Origin of the sequence: Komagataeibacter melomenusus (genome assembly GCF_013155395.1) — a bacterium.
Lineage (GTDB): Bacteria > Pseudomonadota > Alphaproteobacteria > Acetobacterales > Acetobacteraceae > Komagataeibacter > Komagataeibacter melomenusus.
This window is the reverse complement of the sequence record NZ_JABJWC010000033.1, coordinates 1-19453: the sequence shown is the minus strand read 5'-3', so window position 1 is coordinate 19453 and position 19453 is coordinate 1. Positions and strand designations below refer to the sequence as shown.

Annotated in this window: 14 protein-coding genes; 13 read left to right on the top strand and 1 reads right to left on the bottom strand. The window is 63.2% G+C overall.

The window, feature by feature from the left end:
• The 8 genes from nuoL to HNW77_RS12285 all read left to right on the top strand — a co-directional run bounded on the left by nuoL (position 1) and on the right by HNW77_RS12285 (position 10440).
• On the top strand, positions 1–1938 hold the full coding sequence (gene nuoL, locus HNW77_RS12320) for an NADH-quinone oxidoreductase subunit L (RefSeq protein ID WP_172158003.1): 1938 nt from the start codon (positions 1–3) through the stop codon (positions 1936–1938).
• A gap of 25 nt (positions 1939–1963) precedes the next feature.
• Entirely contained in the window at positions 1964–3388 is a 1425-nt protein-coding gene (gene nuoN / locus HNW77_RS12315) for an NADH-quinone oxidoreductase subunit NuoN (RefSeq protein ID WP_061272211.1), read from the top strand.
• A 3-nt stretch (positions 3389–3391) separates the two neighbouring features.
• Complete coding sequence (locus tag HNW77_RS12310) at positions 3392–4183, top strand: biotin--[acetyl-CoA-carboxylase] ligase (protein WP_172158002.1); 792 nt, start codon at positions 3392–3394, stop codon at positions 4181–4183.
• A 298-nt stretch (positions 4184–4481) separates the two neighbouring features.
• Positions 4482–6125, top strand: a complete 1644-nt coding sequence (locus HNW77_RS12305; protein WP_172158001.1) for a ribonuclease J — start codon at positions 4482–4484, stop codon at positions 6123–6125.
• Positions 6126–6577: 452 nt separating this feature from the next.
• Positions 6578–7900 carry a proline--tRNA ligase gene (proS, locus tag HNW77_RS12300; RefSeq protein WP_172158000.1) on the top strand — a complete coding sequence of 441 codons (1323 nt, stop codon included), beginning with the start codon at positions 6578–6580 and terminating at the stop codon, positions 7898–7900.
• A 2-nt stretch (positions 7901–7902) separates the two neighbouring features.
• Positions 7903–9147, top strand: a complete 1245-nt coding sequence (locus tag HNW77_RS12295) for a lipoprotein-releasing ABC transporter permease subunit (RefSeq protein WP_172157999.1) — start codon at positions 7903–7905, stop codon at positions 9145–9147.
• Positions 9140–9841, top strand: coding sequence for an ABC transporter ATP-binding protein (locus HNW77_RS12290; RefSeq protein WP_172157997.1), 702 nt, complete (start codon positions 9140–9142; stop codon positions 9839–9841). Before HNW77_RS12295 ends, HNW77_RS12290 begins: the two co-directional genes overlap by 8 nt.
• 119 nt (positions 9842–9960) lie before the next feature.
• On the top strand, positions 9961–10440 hold the full coding sequence (locus HNW77_RS12285) for a hypothetical protein (protein ID WP_172157996.1): 480 nt from the start codon (positions 9961–9963) through the stop codon (positions 10438–10440).
• A 148-nt stretch (positions 10441–10588) separates the two neighbouring features.
• On the opposite strand, the gene HNW77_RS12280 is transcribed toward HNW77_RS12285, so the two are convergent.
• Entirely contained in the window at positions 10589–11056 is a 468-nt protein-coding gene (locus HNW77_RS12280; protein WP_172157994.1) for a hypothetical protein, read from the bottom strand.
• A gap of 136 nt (positions 11057–11192) precedes the next feature.
• Here HNW77_RS12280 and dnaE point away from each other — a divergent pair, with 136 nt between their 5' ends.
• From dnaE to HNW77_RS12255, 5 genes are all read left to right on the top strand, one after another.
• Positions 11193–14627: a DNA polymerase III subunit alpha gene (gene dnaE, locus HNW77_RS12275; protein ID WP_172157993.1), complete on the top strand. Its 3435-nt coding sequence runs from the start codon at positions 11193–11195 to the stop codon at positions 14625–14627.
• Between the two features lie 160 nt (positions 14628–14787).
• On the top strand, positions 14788–15957 hold the full coding sequence (metX, locus tag HNW77_RS12270; RefSeq protein ID WP_172157991.1) for a homoserine O-acetyltransferase MetX: 1170 nt from the start codon (positions 14788–14790) through the stop codon (positions 15955–15957).
• Positions 15958–15959: 2 nt separating this feature from the next.
• Positions 15960–16574 (top strand): methionine biosynthesis protein MetW, encoded by a 615-nt coding sequence (metW, locus tag HNW77_RS12265; RefSeq protein WP_078524387.1) that lies wholly within the window; start codon positions 15960–15962, stop codon positions 16572–16574.
• 29 nt (positions 16575–16603) lie between these two features.
• The gene (locus tag HNW77_RS12260; protein ID WP_172157990.1) at positions 16604–17215 is read left to right on the top strand and encodes a nitroreductase family protein; all 612 of its coding nucleotides are present in this window, start codon (positions 16604–16606) and stop codon (positions 17213–17215) included.
• Between the two features lie 298 nt (positions 17216–17513).
• On the top strand, positions 17514–18854 hold the full coding sequence (locus HNW77_RS12255) for a DEAD/DEAH box helicase (RefSeq protein WP_172157988.1): 1341 nt from the start codon (positions 17514–17516) through the stop codon (positions 18852–18854).
• The last annotated feature ends 599 nt before the right edge of the window (positions 18855–19453 follow it).

The following is a 19453-nucleotide window of genomic DNA, read 5'->3' as shown; positions in this document are numbered from 1 at the left end:
ATGCAGGCGGCATCCTTCCTGTTTGAAGTCGCGGTTTTCGCGCCCCTGATCGGGTTTCTGGTCGCTGGTGGCTTTGGCCGCCTGATGGGTGACGGGGCTGCGCGGTTCACCACCATCGCCCTCATGCTGTGCGCGGCGCTGTCCGCCATTGGCGTGCTGGGCTTCGAGATGGGGGGCGTGAACCCGATTGTCGTGCCCGTGGCGGACTGGATCCACGCAGCGGGCTTCGCGGCCGACTGGCAGCTGCGCATGGACATGCTCTCGGTCAGCGTGGTGGCCATGGTCACGACCGTGTCGGTGCTGGTGCATGTGTACAGCGTGGGCTACATGGCGCATGAGGCGCAGCCGGTGTATCGCTTCTTCGCCTATCTCTCGCTGTTCACCTTCGCCATGCTCATGCTGGTCACGTCCGACAACCTGCTCCAGCTCTTCTTTGGCTGGGAAGGGGTGGGGCTCGCGAGCTACCTGCTGATCGGCTACTGGTATGACCGCCCTGCGGCCTGTGCCGCGGCCATCAAGGCGTTCGTGGTCAACCGCATCGCCGACCTGTTCTTCCTTGTCGGCATCTCGCTCATCTACATCCGGCTGGGCAGCGTGTCGTATGATGCGATCTTCGCCGCCATTCCCTACCATGTGCATGACACGTTCCAGCTTTTCGGTACGCACCCGCTGCTGGAGGTGATCGCGACCCTGCTGTTCATCGGTGCCATGGGCAAGTCGGCGCAACTGTTCCTGCACACCTGGCTGCCTGATGCGATGGAAGGTCCGACCCCGGTTTCCGCCCTGATCCACGCGGCCACCATGGTCACGGCGGGCGTTTTCCTGATGGTGCGCATGTCGCCGCTGGTGGAACTCGCCCCCGTCACCCGTGACCTGATCATCCTGATCGGCGGCACCACCAGTTTCTTCGCCGCCACCGTGGGGCTGGTGCAGCCCGACATCAAGCGCACCATCGCCTATTCCACCTGCTCGCAGCTTGGCTACATGTTCGTGGCTGTTGGCGTGGGGGCGTACCAGGCCTCGATGTTCCACCTCACCACGCATGCCTTCTTCAAGGCGCTGCTGTTCCTTGGGGCAGGCTGCGTGATCCATGCCGTGCATGACGAGCAGGACATGTTCCGCATGGGCGGGCTGTGGCGGAAGATCCCCTATACCTACGCCGCCATGTGGATCGGCAGCCTCGCACTGGCCGGTATCTTCCCGTTCGCGGGTTACTGGTCGAAGGATGCTATTGAGGAAGCCGCGTGGATGTCGGGTTCCGCCATGGGCCATTATGGCTGGGTCATGGGCTGCATCACAGCCTTCCTGACCGCGCTGTATAGCTGGCGGCTGATCTTCCTGGTGTTTCATGGCCAGCCGCGTGACCTTCATCTCAATGAGGGCGCGCATGAAAGCCCGCCTTCCATGATGGTGCCGCTGGCCGTCCTGTCGGTCGGCGCCGTGCTGGCGGGCGTGGTGCTGGCGCCGTTCTATATAGGCGCCAACCAGGCCGGGTTCTGGGGTGGGGCGATTGCCAGCCTGCCGGGGCATGACATCATGGAGCGCCTTGAACAGACACCGGGCCTGATTGCGCTGGTGCCCACCTTTGCAGGTGTTGCGGGCATTGCGGTGGCCTATCTGTGCTATATCGCAAGCCCCGGCATTCCGGCCACGCTGGCGCGCAGCCTGCGCCCGCTTTACCTGTTCCTGCTCAACAAATGGTATTTCGATGAGGTGTACGGCGCCATATTCGTGCGCCCCTACCGCGCGCTGGCGCGCCTGTTGTGGAAGGGCGCTGACGAAGGCGTTATCGAAGGCATACCCGAGGGGCTGGCCAGGCTGACCGCAGGCAGCGCAGGCCAGGCCGTGCGGGTGCAGACCGGGTCGATGGCGGTCTATGCCTTTTCCATGCTGATCGGGCTGGTGGTGCTGCTGACCACCATCCTGTTCGCAAGCTAACCCCACGGATGTCAGGGTCAAACCAATGAACTGGACACTTGCTCTGCCCGAAATCGTGCTGGCCCTGTCCGGGCTGGTCATCCTGCTGGCCGGGGTGATGCAAAAGCGCGGTCAGGCTTTCTTTTCATGCACCATGATGACGCTGTTCGCCCTGGTGGTGACGGCGGCCCTCGTGGTGCTCTCGCCCGATGGCACGGGTTACAGCCATGTCTTCATCAATGATGGCTTTGCGCGCTTTATGAAGGTACTGGCGCTGGCGGGGGCGGCTCTCTCGCTGGTGCTGGGCATTGGCTATGCGCGCGAGATGGAAATCGACAAGTTCGAGTTCCCCGTGCTGGTGCTGTTCTCGACCCTTGGCGCCATGATCATGGCCTCATCGGGTAATCTCATGACGCTGTTCGTGGGGCTCGAACTCTCCTCGCTGTCCATCTACATCCTGTGCGCATTCGCGCGCGATCAGGTGACGGCGGCGGAGGCGGGGCTGAAATACTTCGTACTCGGCTCGCTGGCCTCGGGCATCCTGCTTTATGGCATCTCGCTGGCCTACGGGTTTGCGGGCACGCTGGACTATGCCGGGTTGCAGCAGGCGGTACGCGGCAGCGCCGTGCTGCCCGCGGGGCTGATGGTGGGCATCGTGTTCGTGCTGGTGGGGCTGTGCTTCAAGCTGTCCATGGTGCCGTTCCATATGTGGACGCCGGATGTGTACCAGGGTGCCCCCACCTCGGTTACCGCCTACATGGCGGGCGCGCCCAAGATCGCGGCCTTTGCCGTGCTGCTGCGGGTCATGGCCGGGCCGTTCGGCTCCATGGCGCACCAGTGGCAGTTGCTGATCGAGGTGGTCTCGGCGGCATCAATGGTGTTTGGCGCACTGGCTGCCATTCCGCAGGGCAACATCAAGCGGCTGATGGCCTATTCCTCCATCGGGCATATGGGTTACGCCATGATCGGGCTTGCGGCGGGCACGGCGGAGGGCACGCGCGGCACGCTGGTCTATCTGGTGACGTATCTGTTCATGAACGTGGGTGCGTTTGCGGGCATCGTGGCCATGCGGCGCAAGGGCCGTGCGGTCAGCCGCATCAGCGACCTTGCCGGGCTGGGCCGCAGCGACCCAGGCATGGCGCTGGCCATGGCGGTGTTCATGTTCTCCATGGCAGGCGCGCCGCCGCTGGCGGGCTTCTTTGGCAAGCTGATGGTGTTCTATGCCGCGATCAACGCGCAGCTTTACGGGCTGGCGGCCATCGGTATCATCAGTAGCGTGATCGGGGCATATTATTATATACGCATCGTCAAGATCATGTTTTTCGATGCCGCCGCCCCGGCGCTGGACCGCGCGCCGGTTTCGGTCTCGTTCGTGTCCGTCGGCATGGGGCTGGTGACCGTGTTCTTCATCGTGGCACTCGGCCCGGTGGCCACGGCAGCACAGGCGGCGGCGGCTGCATTGTTCAGGTAGTTCATGACCCATAGCCCCTCTGCTTTCCGCACCATGAGCATTCCCCGCAGCGGGGGGCGTGCATGGCCGTTGCAGGTGCATGACAGGCTGGGTTCTACATCCGACCTGTGCAAGGACATGCTGGCGGCGGGGCAGGGGCGCGACGGGCTTGCCGTGCTCGCCCTTGAACAGACAGCCGGGCGTGGCAGCCGGGGGCGCGAATGGCGTGATCCGGGTGGCAACCTGGCGCTGTCGGTCATGCTGGCGGGGCAGGGGGCTTTCGTGCCGGTGGGGCTGTGGCCGTTCATTGCGGGGCTTGCGCTGCATGACGCCGTGGCGGGTTTTATGCCTGAACCGGGCGCGCTTGAACTCAAATGGCCCAATGACCTGCTGCTGCACGGGCGCAAGATGGCGGGCATCCTGATCGAGACCGGGAGCAGCGAGGCAGGCCCGTGGCAGGTGATCGGCATCGGGGCCAACCTCGCCGCCGCTCCGCGCATAGAAGGCCGCGAACTGGCCTGCCTGGCCGAATGTGGCGTGACAGTCAGCCCGCCGGACATGGCGCGCGCCGTGCTGTGCGCCCTTGACGCCTGGCTGGAATGCCATGAGGCAGGGGGTTTTGGCGCCATACGCGCGGCGTGGCTGGCGCGTGCCCACCCGCCGGGCACCAAGCTGCATGTCGTGGCAGGCAACCGGGCCTTCAGCGGCACGTTTGCCGGGCTGGCGGATGACGGAATCCTGCTGCTCGACACCCCCGCAGGCCCCCGGCAGGTGGTGACGGGCGAGGTGCTGATGGCGGGTGGCAGGCAAGAATAATCCGCCCCGATTGCGGAAAGAGATTTAAGTCAGGGGGATTACATGATAATCCCTTGCATGAATTAATCGTGCGTCGTTTTGTTTCGGTGCGGTGTCGAACGCCATTTTCCGGGCGGGAAATGCGCTGGTTCCACCGGGCGAGGCAGGGCGCGCACGCAGCCAGCCTATGGCGACAGACAGGATCTTGGCCCCGACCGGGCTGACAACAGGACAGGCAAACCGGCACGGAACAGGCGTTCCGGGCCCTTTCTTCAAACGCATCTTCCACCCCGTGATATCTTGCTAACAGGACCTTTTAATGAATGACATGACAGGCGTTTCTTTCCTTCCGCTGGGCGGAACCGGCGAAATCGGCATGAACCTCAATCTCTACCGCCAGGGCGACACGTGGCTTGCGGTCGATTGCGGCATCGGTTTCAGCGGCAATGACACGCCCGAGGCCGAGATCATCCTGCCCGACCCCGTGTTCATCGCCGAGCGCCGCAAGGCGCTGGCCGGCCTGGTCGTGACCCACGCGCATGAGGACCATCTCGGCGCCATCGCCCATCTGTGGCCGCAGCTTGGCTGCCCGGTCTATGTCACGCCGTTTGCCGCCGCCGTGCTGCGCCGCAAGCTGGGCGAGGCCGGGCTTGTGCAGCAGGTGCCCATTCACGTGATCGCGCCCGGCGGGGCATTCAACGTGGGGCCGTTCGACCTGCGTTTTGTCTCGGTCACGCATTCGGTGCCGGAATCACAGTCGCTGGTGCTGCGCACGCCGCAGGGCATCATCATCCACACCGGTGACTGGAAGATCGACCCCGACCCGCAGGTGGGCCCGCCGACCGACCTCGAAACCTTTGCCGAACTGGGCCGCGAGGGTGTGCTGGCCATGGTGTGCGACAGCACCAACGTGCGCACCGAAGGGCCTTCCGCATCGGAAGCCGATGTGCGGCGCGAGATGATCCGCCTCATCGCCTCGCTTGAAGGCCGCATTGCGGTCACCTGCTTTGCCAGCAACGTGGCGCGGGTGGAAACGCTGGCCAAGGCGGCACAGGCCGCAGGCCGCCGCGTGGCCGTGGTAGGGCGCAGCCTGCGCAACCTCGAGGTTGCGGCGCGCGAATGTGGCTACCTGTCCGATGTGCCGAACTTCCTGTCCGAGCAGGATGCCAATTCGGTGCCGGACAGCCAGATCATGCTGATCGTGACCGGCAGCCAGGGCGAGCCGCGCTCGGCGCTGTCGCGCATCGCATCCGACACGCATCCCAACATCTCGCTCGGCGAGGGGGATACGGTCATCTACAGCAGCCGCATGATTCCCGGTAACGAGCAGGCCGTCATCCAGGTGCAGGACAACCTGACCCGGCGCGGCGTGCATGTCATTACCGACAAGGACCACCTCGTGCACGTGTCCGGCCATGCCACGGGCGGCGACGTGCGCAGGCTCTATGACCTCGTGCGCCCGCGCTTCCTCATTCCCGTGCATGGCGAGTGGCGTCACCTGACCGCCAATGCCGCCATTGCGCAGGAACTCAACATCGAGCCGGTGCTGCTTGAGGATGGCGATATTCTCGACATCCGCAGCGATGGTGTGGAAATTGGCGATACCGCGCCCACCGGGCGGCTGGTGCTTGATGGCGGTCGCATCCTGCCCATGAATGGCGGCGTGCTCTCGGCACGGCGGCGCATGCTGTTCAATGGCATGGTGCTGGGCAGCTTTGCGGTCGATGACGAGGGCTACCTGATTGGCGACCCGAAGGTGAGTGCTCCCGGCCTGCTCGATGCCGAAGACCCCGAGACCGCGCGCGTGACGGAAGAATTCGGCAATGCGCTCGATGAAATTCCCGATGAACTGCGCGAGAACGACACCACCTTCCGCGAAGCCGCCAAGACCGCGCTGCGCCGGGCACTTGGCCGCAAGCTGCAAAAGCGCCCGCTGGTGGATGTGCATCTGCTGCGCGTCTGAAAACCTGTTTAAAAACAAATCGTTGATAAAAGTTTTTGGGTGCCGCCTTTTTTCAAAAAAGGCGGCGTCCTTCGAAGCTTTTTGAAAAAAGCTTCACCAAAAACTTTTTTATGATTTCAGGCTGACTGTTCAGATAGTCCCTGATGCTGGCAGCACGGCGCAAATATTTATGGCAGGGAACGGGTGGCCCGTTTCCTGCCATTATTTTTTTGGTACGTTTTCCCTAAACCCGGCGGCTTTCGTGCAACCCGATTTGTGTGGGCACCATACGCCCACCGGACGCGTCCGACCATGCCTGCTCACGCGGATGTTTACGCCCAGGCGGCCCTGTTGCATCACGCTTGAGTGTAATGTGGGTGGGCATCGGGTGCACATGCCCCATTCCACGGGCGTTGCGATTGGTCTAGGGTCCGCAGCATCATCGGTTCTCATACGTCAAGGTTCATACGGATATGCGTCTGTCCCGCAGTTTTCTGCCGACCCTCAAGGAAAATCCGGCCGAGGCCCAGATCACCTCGCACCGGCTCATGCTGCGCGCGGGCATGATTCGCCAGACATCGGCCGGCATCTATGCCTGGCTGCCCGCTGGCCTGCGCGTGCTGGAGAACATCGCCAACATCGTGCGCGAGGAGCAGGATGCAGCCGGCGCGCAGGAAGTGCTGATGCCCACCATGCAGTCCGCCGAGTTGTGGAAGCGCTCGGGCCGGTATGATGACTACGGCCCCGAGATGCTGCGCATCCGCGACCGCCACGAGCGCGACATGCTGTTCGGCCCGACCAATGAGGAAATGATTACCGATATCTTCGGGCAGGTGGTCAAGTCCTACAAGGAACTGCCGCAGGTTCTCTACCAGATCCAGTGGAAGTTCCGCGATGAGGTGCGCCCCCGCTTTGGCGTGATGCGTGGCCGCGAGTTCTACATGAAGGACGGCTACAGCTTCGACCTCGATACGGCCTCGGCGGTTGATACCTATCGCCGCATGATGCTGGCCTACCTGCGCACCTTCCAGCGCCTTGGCGTGCGCGCCATCCCCATGCGGGCCGATACCGGGCCGATTGGTGGCGAACTGAGCCATGAGTTCCTCATCCTTGCCCCCACGGGCGAGAGCGGCGTGTTCTTTGACAGCGCGCTCGAGGATCAGGACTGGCTGGCCGAGGCCGTGGACACCGCTGACCGCGCCTCGCTGGAGAAATTCTTCACCCGCATGACCTCGTTCTATGCCGCCACCGACGAGATGCATGACGCCGCCGCCTGGGCCGAAGTGCCCGCCGACCGCCAGCGCGAGGGGCGTGGCATCGAGGTGGGGCATATCTTCAACTTCGGGCGCAAATACACCCAGTCGATGGATATTGCGGTCAGCGGCCCCGATGGCGCGCCGCTCTACCCCGAGATGGGCTCCTACGGCATTGGCGTCTCGCGCCTTGTCGCGGCCATCATCGAGGCCAGCCATGATGAAAACGGCATCATCTGGCCTCAATCCGTAGCGCCTTTCAAGGCGGTCATCATCAACCTCAAGAATGGCGATGCCCAGTGCGATGCGCTGTGCGAGCAGCTTTATGGCACCGCACCCCGCGCCCTGCTGTATGATGATCGTGCCGAGCGGGCAGGGGCCAAGTTTGCCGATGCCGACCTGATGGGCCACCCGTGGCAGCTCATTGTCGGCCCGCGGGGTGCCAAGGAAGGCAAGGTGGAGGTCAAGAACCGGCGCACCGGTGAGCGCACCGAGGAGACGGTAGAAGGCGCGCTGGCCCTTATCGCGAAACTGCAGGGCTGAGCATGTTCGGTCCCTTCGAGCGGATGATCGCCGGGCGCTACCTGCGGGCCCGGCGGGGGGAACGGTTCGTTTCCATCATCGCGATCTTTTCGCTGGTCGGGATCGCGCTTGGCGTTGCCACGCTGATTATCGTGATGTCGGTCATGAACGGGTTCAAGGCCGACCTGCTTGGCCGCATCCTCGGCCTTAATGGCGATCTGAGCGTGTATGGCCTGAGCCGCACCATCAGCGATTATGATGCCGTGGCAGGCCGCGTGCGCGCCGTGCCGGGCGTGGTCTCGGCCGCACCTTTGGTTGAATCGCAGGTGCTGCTCAATTCAGGCAGCTACAATGCGGGCGGGCTGGTGCGCGGCATGACTCGGGCCGACCTGGTGGGCTTGCATGAGGTGAGTGACAACCTTGTCGCGGGCAGCCTTGATGACTTTGGCGGCGATGACACGATCGTGGTCGGCACCACGCTGGCCGAGCGGGCCGGGCTGACCGTGGGCGGCAGGCTTACCCTTGTCTCGCCACAGGGGGCGGCCACCGCATTCGGCACCATGCCGCGCGTGCGGGCCTACCGCGTGGTGGCGATCTTTGATGCGGGCGTGAGTGACTATAATTCCAGCTACGTGTTCCTGCCGCTGCATGCCGCCCAGGTCTATTTCCAGCTACCGGGGCAGGTGACGCAGATACAGGTGATGACGAAGGACGCGGAAAACGTCATCCCCATCCGCACGGCGATTGAAAAGGCGATGGATGGCGAAGTGCGGGTGATGGACTGGACCCAGAGCAACAACGCCTTCTTTGGCGCGGTGCAGGTGGAGCAGAACGTGATGTTCCTGATCCTGACGCTCATCATCCTTGTCGCGGCCTTCAATGTCATTTCCTCGCTCATCATGATGGTCAAGGACAAGAGCGCCGATATTGCCGTGCTGCGCACGCTGGGCGCCACGCGCGGCGCCATCATGCGTATCTTCCTTATGTGCGGGGCCTCGGTGGGGGTAACGGGCACGTTTGTCGGCACCGGTCTGGGCATCGTGTTCTGCCTCAATATCGAGCGCATCCGCCAGTTGCTCCAGCGTATGACCGGCACCGACCTGTTCAATGCGGAGGTGTATTACCTCGAGCACCTGCCCGCCAAGCTGGTATGGTCGCAGGTGATCGAGGTGATTGCCATGGCGCTGGTGCTCTCGCTTCTGGCCACGCTCTATCCCTCATGGCGGGCGGCCAAGACCGACCCGGTGGAGGCCCTGCGCCATGAATGACACCGTCAATACCGCCCCGCCGCTACATCTTGATGGCGTGGTGCGCCGCTATATCAGCGGCGAGGAAACGCTCGAGGTTCTGAGCGGGGCGGACCTTACGCTGCGTGGTGGTGAGATCGTGGCCCTTGTGGCCCCCTCGGGCACCGGCAAGTCCACCCTGCTGCACGTGGCGGGCCTGCTGGAAAAACCCGATGCGGGCTGCGTGCTGCTGGCAGGGCAGGATGCGGGCGCGCTGGCGGATGGTGGGCGCACGGAACTGCGGCGCGACCGGATCGGGTTTGTCTATCAGTTCCATCACCTGCTGGCTGAGTTCACCGCGCGTGAGAATGTCATGATCCCGCAGATGATTGCAGGTGTGCCGCGCGCGCAGGCGCGGGCGCGGGCGGATGAACTGCTGGCCGATTTTGGCCTCGCACACCGGCTGGACCACCTGCCGGGCAAGCTTTCGGGTGGCGAGAAGCAGCGCGTGGCCATTGCGCGCGCGCTGGCCAACCGCCCGCATGTGCTGCTGGCCGATGAGCCGACCGGCAACCTCGATGTCAATACATCCGATGCCGTGTTCGATGCCCTGCTCGTGACCGTGCGGGCGCATGGCGTGGCTGCCCTGATCGCGACCCATAACATGGACCTTGCCCGCCGCATGGACCGCATCGTGACCCTGCGGGATGGAAAAGTGGTGCCGGTGGAGGGGTGATCTCCTTGCGCCCGGAAACGCAGGACCGACAGGCGTGCAGGCCCGCGCCGTAAGCACTGAGCGCATGCGCGATGCGGTTCGTGGTATCATGATGGTCGGGAAAAGAACGGGGGTGGGGTATGAGTTATTTTGAACGTTACAGGCATCTCCATATTGAACTGCTCAGCCATGATGATGACCGCAACCTGCCGCTGAAGTGGATCAGGTGCTACGATACGCCCGGCATCTACGATGACTGTTTCCTGATTGACTGGAACGGTTCCATACGGGCGCATGCGATCTGGTATGAAGATAACAACCTTGCCATTCAACAACATACGGCGCTTTCATTCAGCACGCATGTGGATGACCTGTTTCTTCATATGAAGAAAACGCATGAGCAGGCACAGTTTTTTATTTTCACAAACGAATATGCGCTGCAGCACAACCTGTTCAGGCTTGAAGGCACGCCACCTTTTGCAAAAGAGCCGGGACTGGATATCAACGGCATTGTCAAATTCATGAAGGAAAAGAAAAAGCGCGAAGAACAGAAAGCCATCGAGAATAAAGCCAGGCTCTCGATGATGAATTTCATTCACCGGATTACAACGCTTTTCTGATGGGGCATGGCCTGCCCTGATTCCGCCCCTGCCAGCACCATGACAGGGCACGAAAGTGCGCAGGCCCGCGCCCGGCTATAAGACCATTTTTGCAAACCTTCATGTGCCTGTTCCTTATGTATTGAGCATGAATGGAAACATTAAAGAGTTATTTCTGGCAGAATGTGACAACGGGACCATAATCCTGTTCATCATGAAAATATTTCACGGCAAATTCCCGTTCAGGAAATGTATTTTTTAAAACCATGTCCCATGAAAGCCGGACAATCTTGCCTATTTCCTCAAAAACCATATCCGGAACGTTCCCGCTGAAGCCTTCGAACGCTAGGTAAAGGAAAGTGTTGTTCATACTTTCTTCAATTTTTCTTTTATCGTTATTGTAGTTTTTGCGGGCATCCAGGAAATTGCTTTCGGTATAATAATACTCCAGAAGGAAGCACCCATCCACCACGATAATGGAGGGGAACAGCAGGGCACAGAAAGCCAGTGATGTGTAAGGACTGCAATTTTCGACAATATAGGCCAGCTTGTCGTGCGCGCTGCCCGGTTCCATGGCATTCATGATTGAATCGACATTTTCAATGCAGGGTAGGGAATCAATACGTTCGGTTTTCATAATATCCTCTCTACGCAACAGACATTGTGTAACGGATTACCGCCTGCCCACAACTGCCTTTGCCGCCCCCCTCCACCGCTTTGGGGCGTGCGGCAAAGGAGTGCACATCGTGCCCCGAGTGCGGTAGAATGGCCGCATGTCCCATGCCGATTTTGTCCATCTGCGCGTTCACTCCGCCTATTCCCTGAGCCAGGGGGCCATCCGCGTGCCTGAACTGGTGGCGCTGGCGCATGACATGCGCATGCCCGCCGTTGCCATAACCGATACGGGCAACATGTTTGGCGCGCTCGAATTCTCGCAGTATTGCGGCAAGAAGGGCGTGCAGCCCATCATCGGCTGCCAGTTGGCACTCCCCTCGCGCAGCGACAAGCCCGGCATGCCTGCCGAACCGCTGGTGCTGCTGGCCCGCAACCCCGAGGGGCTGGCCAACCTGCAATTCCTGTCCTCGGCCGGGTTCTTGCAGCACGAGACGGACGAGCCAACCGTCACGCTGGACCAGTTATGCGAACGCGCGGGCGGGCTGTTCCTGCTCACCGGCGGCAGCCGTGGCCCGCTGTTCCATATGCTGGCCGAAGGGCAGGAGAAAGAAGCCGCCCGCTTCATGGACCGCCTGCATGAGGCCTATGGCAGCCACATGGCGGTTGAACTGCACCGCCACGGGCAGGCGGCCGAGCGCGCGGTGGAGCCGGGCATGATCGCCATGGCCGACCGCATGGGCCTGCCGCTGGTTGCCACCAATGAGTGCTTCTTCCCCAGGCCCGACATGTACGAGGCGCATGACGCGCTTTTGTGCATTGCCCAGGGCCGCACCATGGCCGAGCGCGATCGCTGGCGCGTCACCCCCGAGCACTGGTTCAAGCCGCCGGAGGTCATGCGCGCACTCTTTGCCGACCTGCCCGAAGCCTGTGACAACACGCTCGAGATCGCGCGCTGCTGCGCAGTCCAGGTGGAAACGCGCAAGCCCCTGCTGCCCATGTGCCCCAAGGTGCAGCCCGGCAAGACCGAGGATGAAACCCTGCGCAACATGGCCATCACCGGCCTGAAAAACCGCCTGTCGCGCATGCAGGTGGATGACGAGACGCGTACGAAATACGAGGAACGCCTGGCGTTCGAACTCGATATTATCGCTCAGATGGGATTTCCCGGCTACTTCATGATCGTGGCCGACTTCATCCAGTGGGCCAAGGCGCATGACATCCCCGTAGGGCCGGGGCGCGGCTCGGGCGCGGGGTCGCTCGCCGCCTGGGCGCTGACCATTACCGATATCGACCCCATTCCCTTCAACCTGCTGTTCGAGCGCTTCCTCAACCCCGAGCGCGTGTCGATGCCGGATTTCGATATCGATTTCTGTCAGGACCGGCGTGATGAGGTCATCAGCTACGTCCGCAGCGAATACGGCCCGGACCGCGTGGCCCAGATCATCACGTTCGGTAAATTGCAGGCGCGTGCCGCCGTGCGCGACGTGGGGCGCGTGCTTGGCCTGCCATTCGGCATGGTCAACCGCGTGGCCGAACTCATCCCCAACAACCCCGCCCAGCCGGTAACACTCAAGCAGGCGATCGAGGGCGAGCCACGCCTGCAGGAAATGCGCGACGAGGACGAGGCCATCCGCCGCCTGCTGGAAATTGGCCAGCAACTCGAGGGCCTGTTCCGCCACGCCAGCACCCATGCCGCGGGCGTTGTGATTGGTGACCGCGAACTTGTGGAACTGGTGCCGCTCTACCGCGACCCCAAGAGCGAGATGCTGGTAACACAGTATAACATGAAGTTCGTGGAGCAGGCGGGGCTGGTCAAATTCGACTTCCTTGGCCTGACCACGCTCACCATCTTGCAGCGCGCGGTGCAGTTCCTGCACGGCATGGGCATTGAGGTCGATCTGTCGGCCCTGCCTTTGGATGACGAACTGACCTACGACATGCTGGCGCGCGGCGATACGGCGGGCGTGTTCCAGTTTGAAGGTGCTGGCATGCGCGACGTGCTCAAGCAGATGCGCCCGACCCGGCTTGAGGACCTGATCGCCGCCGTGGCCCTGTACCGCCCCGGCCCCATGGCCAACATCCCCGATTACTGCCGCCGCAAGCATGGCGAGGCATGGGAGCCGCCGCACGAGGAAATCCGCGACATCCTTGAAGAGACCTACGGCATCATGGTCTATCAGGAACAGGTCATGCAGATTGCCCAGAAGATGGCGGGCTACAGCCTTGGCGGGGCCGACCTGCTGCGGCGCGCCATGGGCAAGAAGATCCGCGCCGAGATGGACCGCCAGCGCGTGACCTTTACCGAAGGGGCGATGAAGCGCGGCATCGAGCAGGACAAGGCCGCCGAGGTGTTCGACCTCATGGCCAAGTTTGCCGATTACGGCTTCAACAAATCGCACGCAGCCGCCTACGCGCTGGTGTCGTACCAGACCGCGTGGATGAAGGCGAACCATCCCGTGGCTTTTATTGCGGCCTGCATGTCGCTTGCGCGCGAAAAGACCGACAAGCTGGCCGGCCTGCGGCAGGAGGCCGACCGGCTGGGCATTGCGCTGCTGCCACCCGACATCAATGCCTCGGGTGCTGATTTTACGGTTGAAAAACTGCCCGATGGCGCGACATACGGCATCCGCTACGCGCTGGCGGCGGTGAAAAAGGTGGGGCTGGGGGCCATGCAGTCGCTTGTGGCGGTGCGCGGCAACAGACCCTTTACCGACCTGGAGGATCTGGCCGCCCGCCTTGACCCCAGGCAGGTCAACAAGATGCAGCTTGAAAACCTGGCCCGCGCGGGCGCGTTCGACACCATCCTGCCCAACCGTGCCCAGGCCTGTGGCGCGGCCGAGACCGTGATGCGCCGCGCGCAGGCCAATGCGCAGGAGGCGGCAAGCGGGCAGATCGGCCTGTTTGGCGGTGGGGGTGGGGCACCCGCCCAGCGCCAGCCGCTGCGTATGCCACGCTGTGCGGACTGGCCGGAATTCGAGCGGCTGAACATGGAGGCGGATGCCATCGGCTTTCACCTGACCGGCCACCCGCTGGATTCCTACGGCCCGCTCATGCGCAGGCTGGGCGCAATCCGGGCGACGGGGCTGGAGGCTGCGGCACAGGCCGGGATCGGGCGGGTCAAGATCGCGGGCTGCGTGGTGGACCGCAAGGAGCGCCCCACGCGCACGGGCAACAAGATGGCATGGGTGCGCCTGTCAGATGCATCGGGCGGGTGCGAGGTCACGTTCTTCTCCGAGGTGCTGTCGCGCGCGCGTGAAATTCTGGTGGCAGGCAATGCCGTGGTGGTCACGGCCGATCTCAAGCTGGAAGGCGAGGCGCTGCGCATTACCGCATCTGACGTGATGGAACTCGAGCAGGCGGCCGCGGAGGCGGCGGCGGAACTGCGCATCTGGTTCGACCAGGCCGAGGCCATCGAACCGATCCGCGACGTGCTGCTTGGCCATGGCAGCGGGCGCGGGCGGGTGATCCTGATGCCGTCGGTCGCCGCCACGCAGGATGTGGAACTGACCCTGGCCGAGCGCTACCGCGTGACCCCGCGCGTGGCGCAGATGATCAAGGCCATTGAAGGAGTGGGCAAGGTGGAACAATTTTAAATGTTACTCATTGATAACGTGTAAATAAAAGAAGGATATTCCGGGAGGCGCCCATCGCCTCGTCGTGTGGGCATGAACCTTGCAAGGGCAGGGCAGGGGTGCCATACGGCAGGGGCTGCCTTTTGCGCATCATCCCTGTTCATGCAACGCCGGATTCAGAATGGACAACGCCATTCCCGCCACCAGCCTGTCGCACCAGAGCGTAACCTTTGCCGAGGGCCTGCCGCTTGACTGCGGCTTCCATCTCGCCCCGGTTGATGTGGCCTACCGCACCTATGGCACGCTCTCGCCCGCGCGCGACAACGCCATTGTGGTCTGTCATGCCCTGACCGGCGACCAGTACGTGGCCGACCCGCATCCGCTTACCGGCAAGCCCGGCTGGTGGAGCCGCATGGTCGGCCCCGGCTTGCCGATCGATACCGACCGCTTCTTTATCATCTGCGCCAACGTGCTGGGCGGCTGCATGGGCACCACCGGGCCGCGCAGCCCGCGCACACTGCCCGATGGCACGCAGGAGCCGTGGGGTACCGACTTTCCCCCCATCACCATCCGCGACATGGTGCGCGCGCAGAAGCTGCTGGTCGGGCATCTGGGCATTACCCGCCTGCTGGCGGTGGTGGGTGGCTCGATGGGCGGCATGCAGGTGCTCGAATGGGCCGCGACCTACCCCGAATGCGTGTTCGCGGCCCTGCCCATTGCCACAAGCCCCTTCCATTCCGCCCAGAACATCGCATTCAACGAGGTCAGCCGCCAGGCCATCTTCGCTGACCCGCAATGGCATGGCGGGCGGTATTGGGAATGCGGCGAGATCCCGGCACGCGGGCTGGCGGTGGCGCGGATGATGGCGCATATCACCTACCTTTCCGAGGCCGCGCTGACGCGCAAATTCGGCCGCCGCGTGCGCCATGAGCCGGGCAAGGGCGGGGCAGGGGGGCCGGGCGCGCTGTTTGGCGAGATGTTCGAGGTGGAAAGCTACCTGCGCCATCAGGGCTCGACCTTCGTGCGGCGGTTTGACGCCAATTCCTACCTCACCATCACCCGCGCCATGGATTATTTCGACCTCGGCGCCGAGCATGATGGCGATATGTCGCACCCCTTCGCAGGCACGCGCACGCGCTTTTGCATCGTGTCGTTTTCATCCGACTGGCTGTTCCCCACATCGCAGTCGCGGCTGCTGGCGCGCGCGCTCAACCGGGTGGCGGCCAACGTGTCGTTTGTCGAGATCGAGAGCGACAAGGGCCACGATGCCTTTTTGCTTGATGAACCGGATTTTGACCGTACCATCCGTGGCTTCCTGTGCGGAGCCGCCGAACATGCCGGGATTGCCTGACCATGCGCCTTGACCAGCGACTCATCGCCGGCATGATCCGCCCCCGCACCCGCGTGCTCGACGTGGGCAGCGGCGATGGCGCCTTGCTGGACTACCTGTTTCGCAACAGCGGCTGTGATGCGCGTGGCATCGAGATCGACATGAAGGAGGTGACCCGCTCGGTCGCCCATGGCCTGCCGGTCATGCATGGCGATGCGGATCATGACCTGGCCCATTACCCCGATAACGCCTTTGACTACGTGGTGCTGCAACGCACGCTCCAGGCCGTCGAGCGCCCGCGTGAGGTGCTGCGCCAGATGTTGCGCATCGGGCGGTATGCCATCGTCTCCTTCCCCAATTTCGGCCACTGGCGGCTGCGCCTGCAACTGCTCACGCGCGGGCGCATGCCCATGACCAGCGTGTGGAGCAGGCCATGGTACGACACGCCCAACATCCACCCGTGCACCATTCTCGACTTTTTGACGCTGTGCCGCGATGAGGGGTATGGTGTGCAGCAATGGATGGCCGTTGACGAGGACGGCGAGCGCGCACCGTGGCGGCGCTCGATCCGGCTGGCCAACCTGTTTGGCGAACAGGCGCTGTTCCTGCTGCGGCGCAAGGACGGCCCGCGCCCCTGATCGCGCCACGAGGGGAAGGCACCCGACCCATGGACACACTCGAAGCCATCCGCACCCGCCGCGCCATCCGCGCCTATGATCCCGACCACCGGATCAGCGATGCCGAACTGCGCACCCTGCTTTCGGCGGCCCGCATGGCGCCTTCGGCGTTCAATGTGCAGCACTGCCGCTTCGTGGTGGTGAAAGACCCCGCCCTGCGGCATGAACTGCGCAAGGTGGCGTGGGACCAGCCGCACGTGACCGAGGCTTCGGTGCTGATCGTGCTCTGCGCCGACCGCGATGCGTGGAAGAAAGACCCCGCCCGCTACTTCGATGGCGCGCCCGATGCGCTCAGGCAGCAGATGGCGGCCAGGATCACCAGCTATTACGAAGGCCGCGCATGGGTGCAGCAGGACGAAACCATGCGCAGCTGCGGCCTGGCCGCCCAGACGCTCATGCTTGCCGCCACCGCCATGGGCTACCAGTCCTGCCCGATGGATGGCTTTGATTATGAGGCCGTGGGCAGGCTGATCAACCTGCCGCCCGACCATGTGGTGGCGATGTTCGTGGTGATCGGCAGGGGCACGCAGGCGGCGGCCCCGCGCGTGGGCAAGCTGCCTGACAGCGAAGTCATCCTGACCGACCGCTTTCCCCCGCGCTGAAGCCGGGGCGCATTAAAAGCTTGCGGTTGGGGCCGCAACGCGATAGAGCATCACGCTCGGGAACGGACCGCGCCTGTTCCCCGTGCTGGCTAGATTGCACGTGTCCTTGACGCGGGGGATACGACCATAAGCAGACTGGACCGGCCTCTATTCCTTACATGATATCCTTGCGACGACAGAACGACTGCTCCCATGCACATGCGGGCCGGTTTTGGCTTCATCTGTCGGTTCGCCACCCGGGCATGCAGCGTTCCCACGGGTGCGCTGCCCCGTTTTTTTGCGCCAGGAGGCGCCATTCATGACAACGACGTTTGCCGATCTTCATCTTGCAGAGCCGCTGCTGCGCGCACTGGACGAGGAAGGCTACGCCACGCCCACGCCCATCCAGGCCGGCGCCATTCCCTACCTGCTCGAAGGGCGCGACCTGCTGGGTCTGGCCCAGACCGGCACGGGCAAGACCGCGGCTTTTGCGCTGCCCATCCTCGACCGTCTCTTCCGTGAGAAGGGTCGCGCCCACCCCAAGGGCGCGCGCGCCCTGGTGCTGGCGCCCACGCGTGAACTGGCCTCGCAGATCGGGGAGAGCTTTGCCTCCTACGCCCGCCACATGCGCTTCAGCCATGCTGTCGTGTTTGGTGGCGTGGGGCAGGGCCGCCAGATCGAGGCGCTGCGCCGTGGCGTGGACGTGCTCGTCGCCGCCCCCGGCCGCCTGCTTGACCTGATGGGCCAGGGCCATGTCGACCTGTCCGGCCTTGAAGTGCTGGTGCTCGATGAGGCCGACCGCATGCTCGACATGGGCTTCGTGCGCGATATCCGCAAGATTGTCGCAGCCCTGCCCACCGACCGCCAGACCCTGCTGTTCTCGGCCACCATGCCCAAGACCATTTCGGACCTGGCGCATGGCCTGCTGCGCGACCCGGCCACCGTGCAGGTTACCCCGCCGTCGAGCACGGTGGACCGCATCCGCCAGGCCGTGATGTTTGTCGATACCGGCAACAAGCGCGAGGCGCTGAAGCTGCTGGTGGATTCGCCCAAGGTTGAGCGCGCCGTGGTGTTCACGCTGATGAAGCATGAGGCCAACAAGGTCGCGACCTTCCTCAACGAGCACGGCATCACCGCCGAGGCCATTCACGGCAACAAGTCGCAGGGCGCGCGTGAACGGGCCATGTCCGGCTTCCGTTCAGGCAATGTGAAGGTGCTGGTGGCGACCGATATCGCCGCCCGCGGCATCGACGTGGATGACGTGACCCACGTGTTCAACTACGACCTGCCCAACGTGCCCGAGAGCTATGTGCACCGCATCGGCCGCACGGCGCGCGCGGGGCGCGAAGGCTGGGCGGTGTCGCTGTGCGATGCCGAGCAGCGCGCCTGGCTGCGTGATATTGAAAAGAATATCGGCAAGAAGATCCCCGTGGTGTCCGAGCATCCGTATCATTCGGAAGCGGCCGAGAACTCGACCATGCGGCCGCCCGTGCTTGGTGGCGGCGGCCGTGGCCGTGGCGGCGGCGGTGGTCGGCCCGGCGGCGGGCGCCCCGGTGGCGGCGCGCGTCCGGCTGGCGGTGGTCGCCCGCCCGGTGGTGGCCGGGGTGGTCGCCCCGGTGGCAGCCGCGCCGGTGGTGGCGGCGGTCGCCGCGCGGTCTGACCCGGCCTCGGCCCGCCTTGCATGCACAGGTGGGCCACGGCATCGGCATGATTGAAAAAAAGGCGCCTGGCCTCTGGTCGGGCGCCTTTTTGCATGGGCTGTTATGGCGTATTGTGAATTAATATGCGTTATATTATAAAATATAATGATAAAAAAAGCCTGCTACAGCCATGCCTTCCCCTGGTTGCAATATTTATACTGCCAAAATAAACAGCGCAGCGTATCAGGGGCATCCACTTGGGAAATAAGTGAAAAAACCAGATAATATCTTGCAGGGCAGGGGGCTGCTCATTTACTGTTCCGGCTCGTTAAGAAAGACCTAACAGGCACATTCTCTTTTTATGGAGCCATCGATTTTAGGGAACACGGCGCAGCCGTAGCGCAGGGGGACAACCTGTTGCCCGCAGGGGTTTCTCGGGCGCGCCCTTGGGCATGCATAGACGTATTTGTAGGGCTTTATGTTCAGGTAATCTGGTTGTTAATCATGTTCAGGGAATTATGGCTGAAGTGGGGCGGGGCGGCATGGATGGCCGCGCCCGCCGCGCAGAGGGGGCTGATCTTCCTGCTCGTGGCAGGGGGGGGCTTGATCTGCTTCTCGG

Excerpts from the sequence above, each read along its gene's own strand:
- HNW77_RS12305 (WP_172158001.1), top strand. The coding sequence starts at position 4,482 with ATGAATGACATGACAGGCGTTTCTTTCCTTCCGCTGGGCGGAACCGGC.
- HNW77_RS12260 (WP_172157990.1), top strand. The coding sequence starts at position 16,604 with ATGGACACACTCGAAGCCATCCGCACCCGCCGCGCCATCCGCGCCTAT.
- HNW77_RS12285 (WP_172157996.1), top strand. The coding sequence starts at position 9,961 with ATGAGTTATTTTGAACGTTACAGGCATCTCCATATTGAACTGCTCAGC.
- proS (WP_172158000.1), top strand. The coding sequence starts at position 6,578 with ATGCGTCTGTCCCGCAGTTTTCTGCCGACCCTCAAGGAAAATCCGGCC.
- metX (WP_172157991.1), top strand. The coding sequence starts at position 14,788 with ATGGACAACGCCATTCCCGCCACCAGCCTGTCGCACCAGAGCGTAACC.
- HNW77_RS12290 (WP_172157997.1), top strand. The coding sequence starts at position 9,140 with ATGAATGACACCGTCAATACCGCCCCGCCGCTACATCTTGATGGCGTG.
- dnaE (WP_172157993.1), top strand. The coding sequence starts at position 11,193 with ATGTCCCATGCCGATTTTGTCCATCTGCGCGTTCACTCCGCCTATTCC.
- nuoL (WP_172158003.1), top strand. The coding sequence starts at position 1 with ATGCAGGCGGCATCCTTCCTGTTTGAAGTCGCGGTTTTCGCGCCCCTG.
- HNW77_RS12280 (WP_172157994.1), bottom strand. The coding sequence starts at position 11,056 with ATGAAAACCGAACGTATTGATTCCCTACCCTGCATTGAAAATGTCGAT.
- metW (WP_078524387.1), top strand. The coding sequence starts at position 15,960 with ATGCGCCTTGACCAGCGACTCATCGCCGGCATGATCCGCCCCCGCACC.
- nuoN (WP_061272211.1), top strand. The coding sequence starts at position 1,964 with ATGAACTGGACACTTGCTCTGCCCGAAATCGTGCTGGCCCTGTCCGGG.
- HNW77_RS12310 (WP_172158002.1), top strand. The coding sequence starts at position 3,392 with ATGACCCATAGCCCCTCTGCTTTCCGCACCATGAGCATTCCCCGCAGC.
- HNW77_RS12255 (WP_172157988.1), top strand. The coding sequence starts at position 17,514 with ATGACAACGACGTTTGCCGATCTTCATCTTGCAGAGCCGCTGCTGCGC.
- HNW77_RS12295 (WP_172157999.1), top strand. The coding sequence starts at position 7,903 with ATGTTCGGTCCCTTCGAGCGGATGATCGCCGGGCGCTACCTGCGGGCC.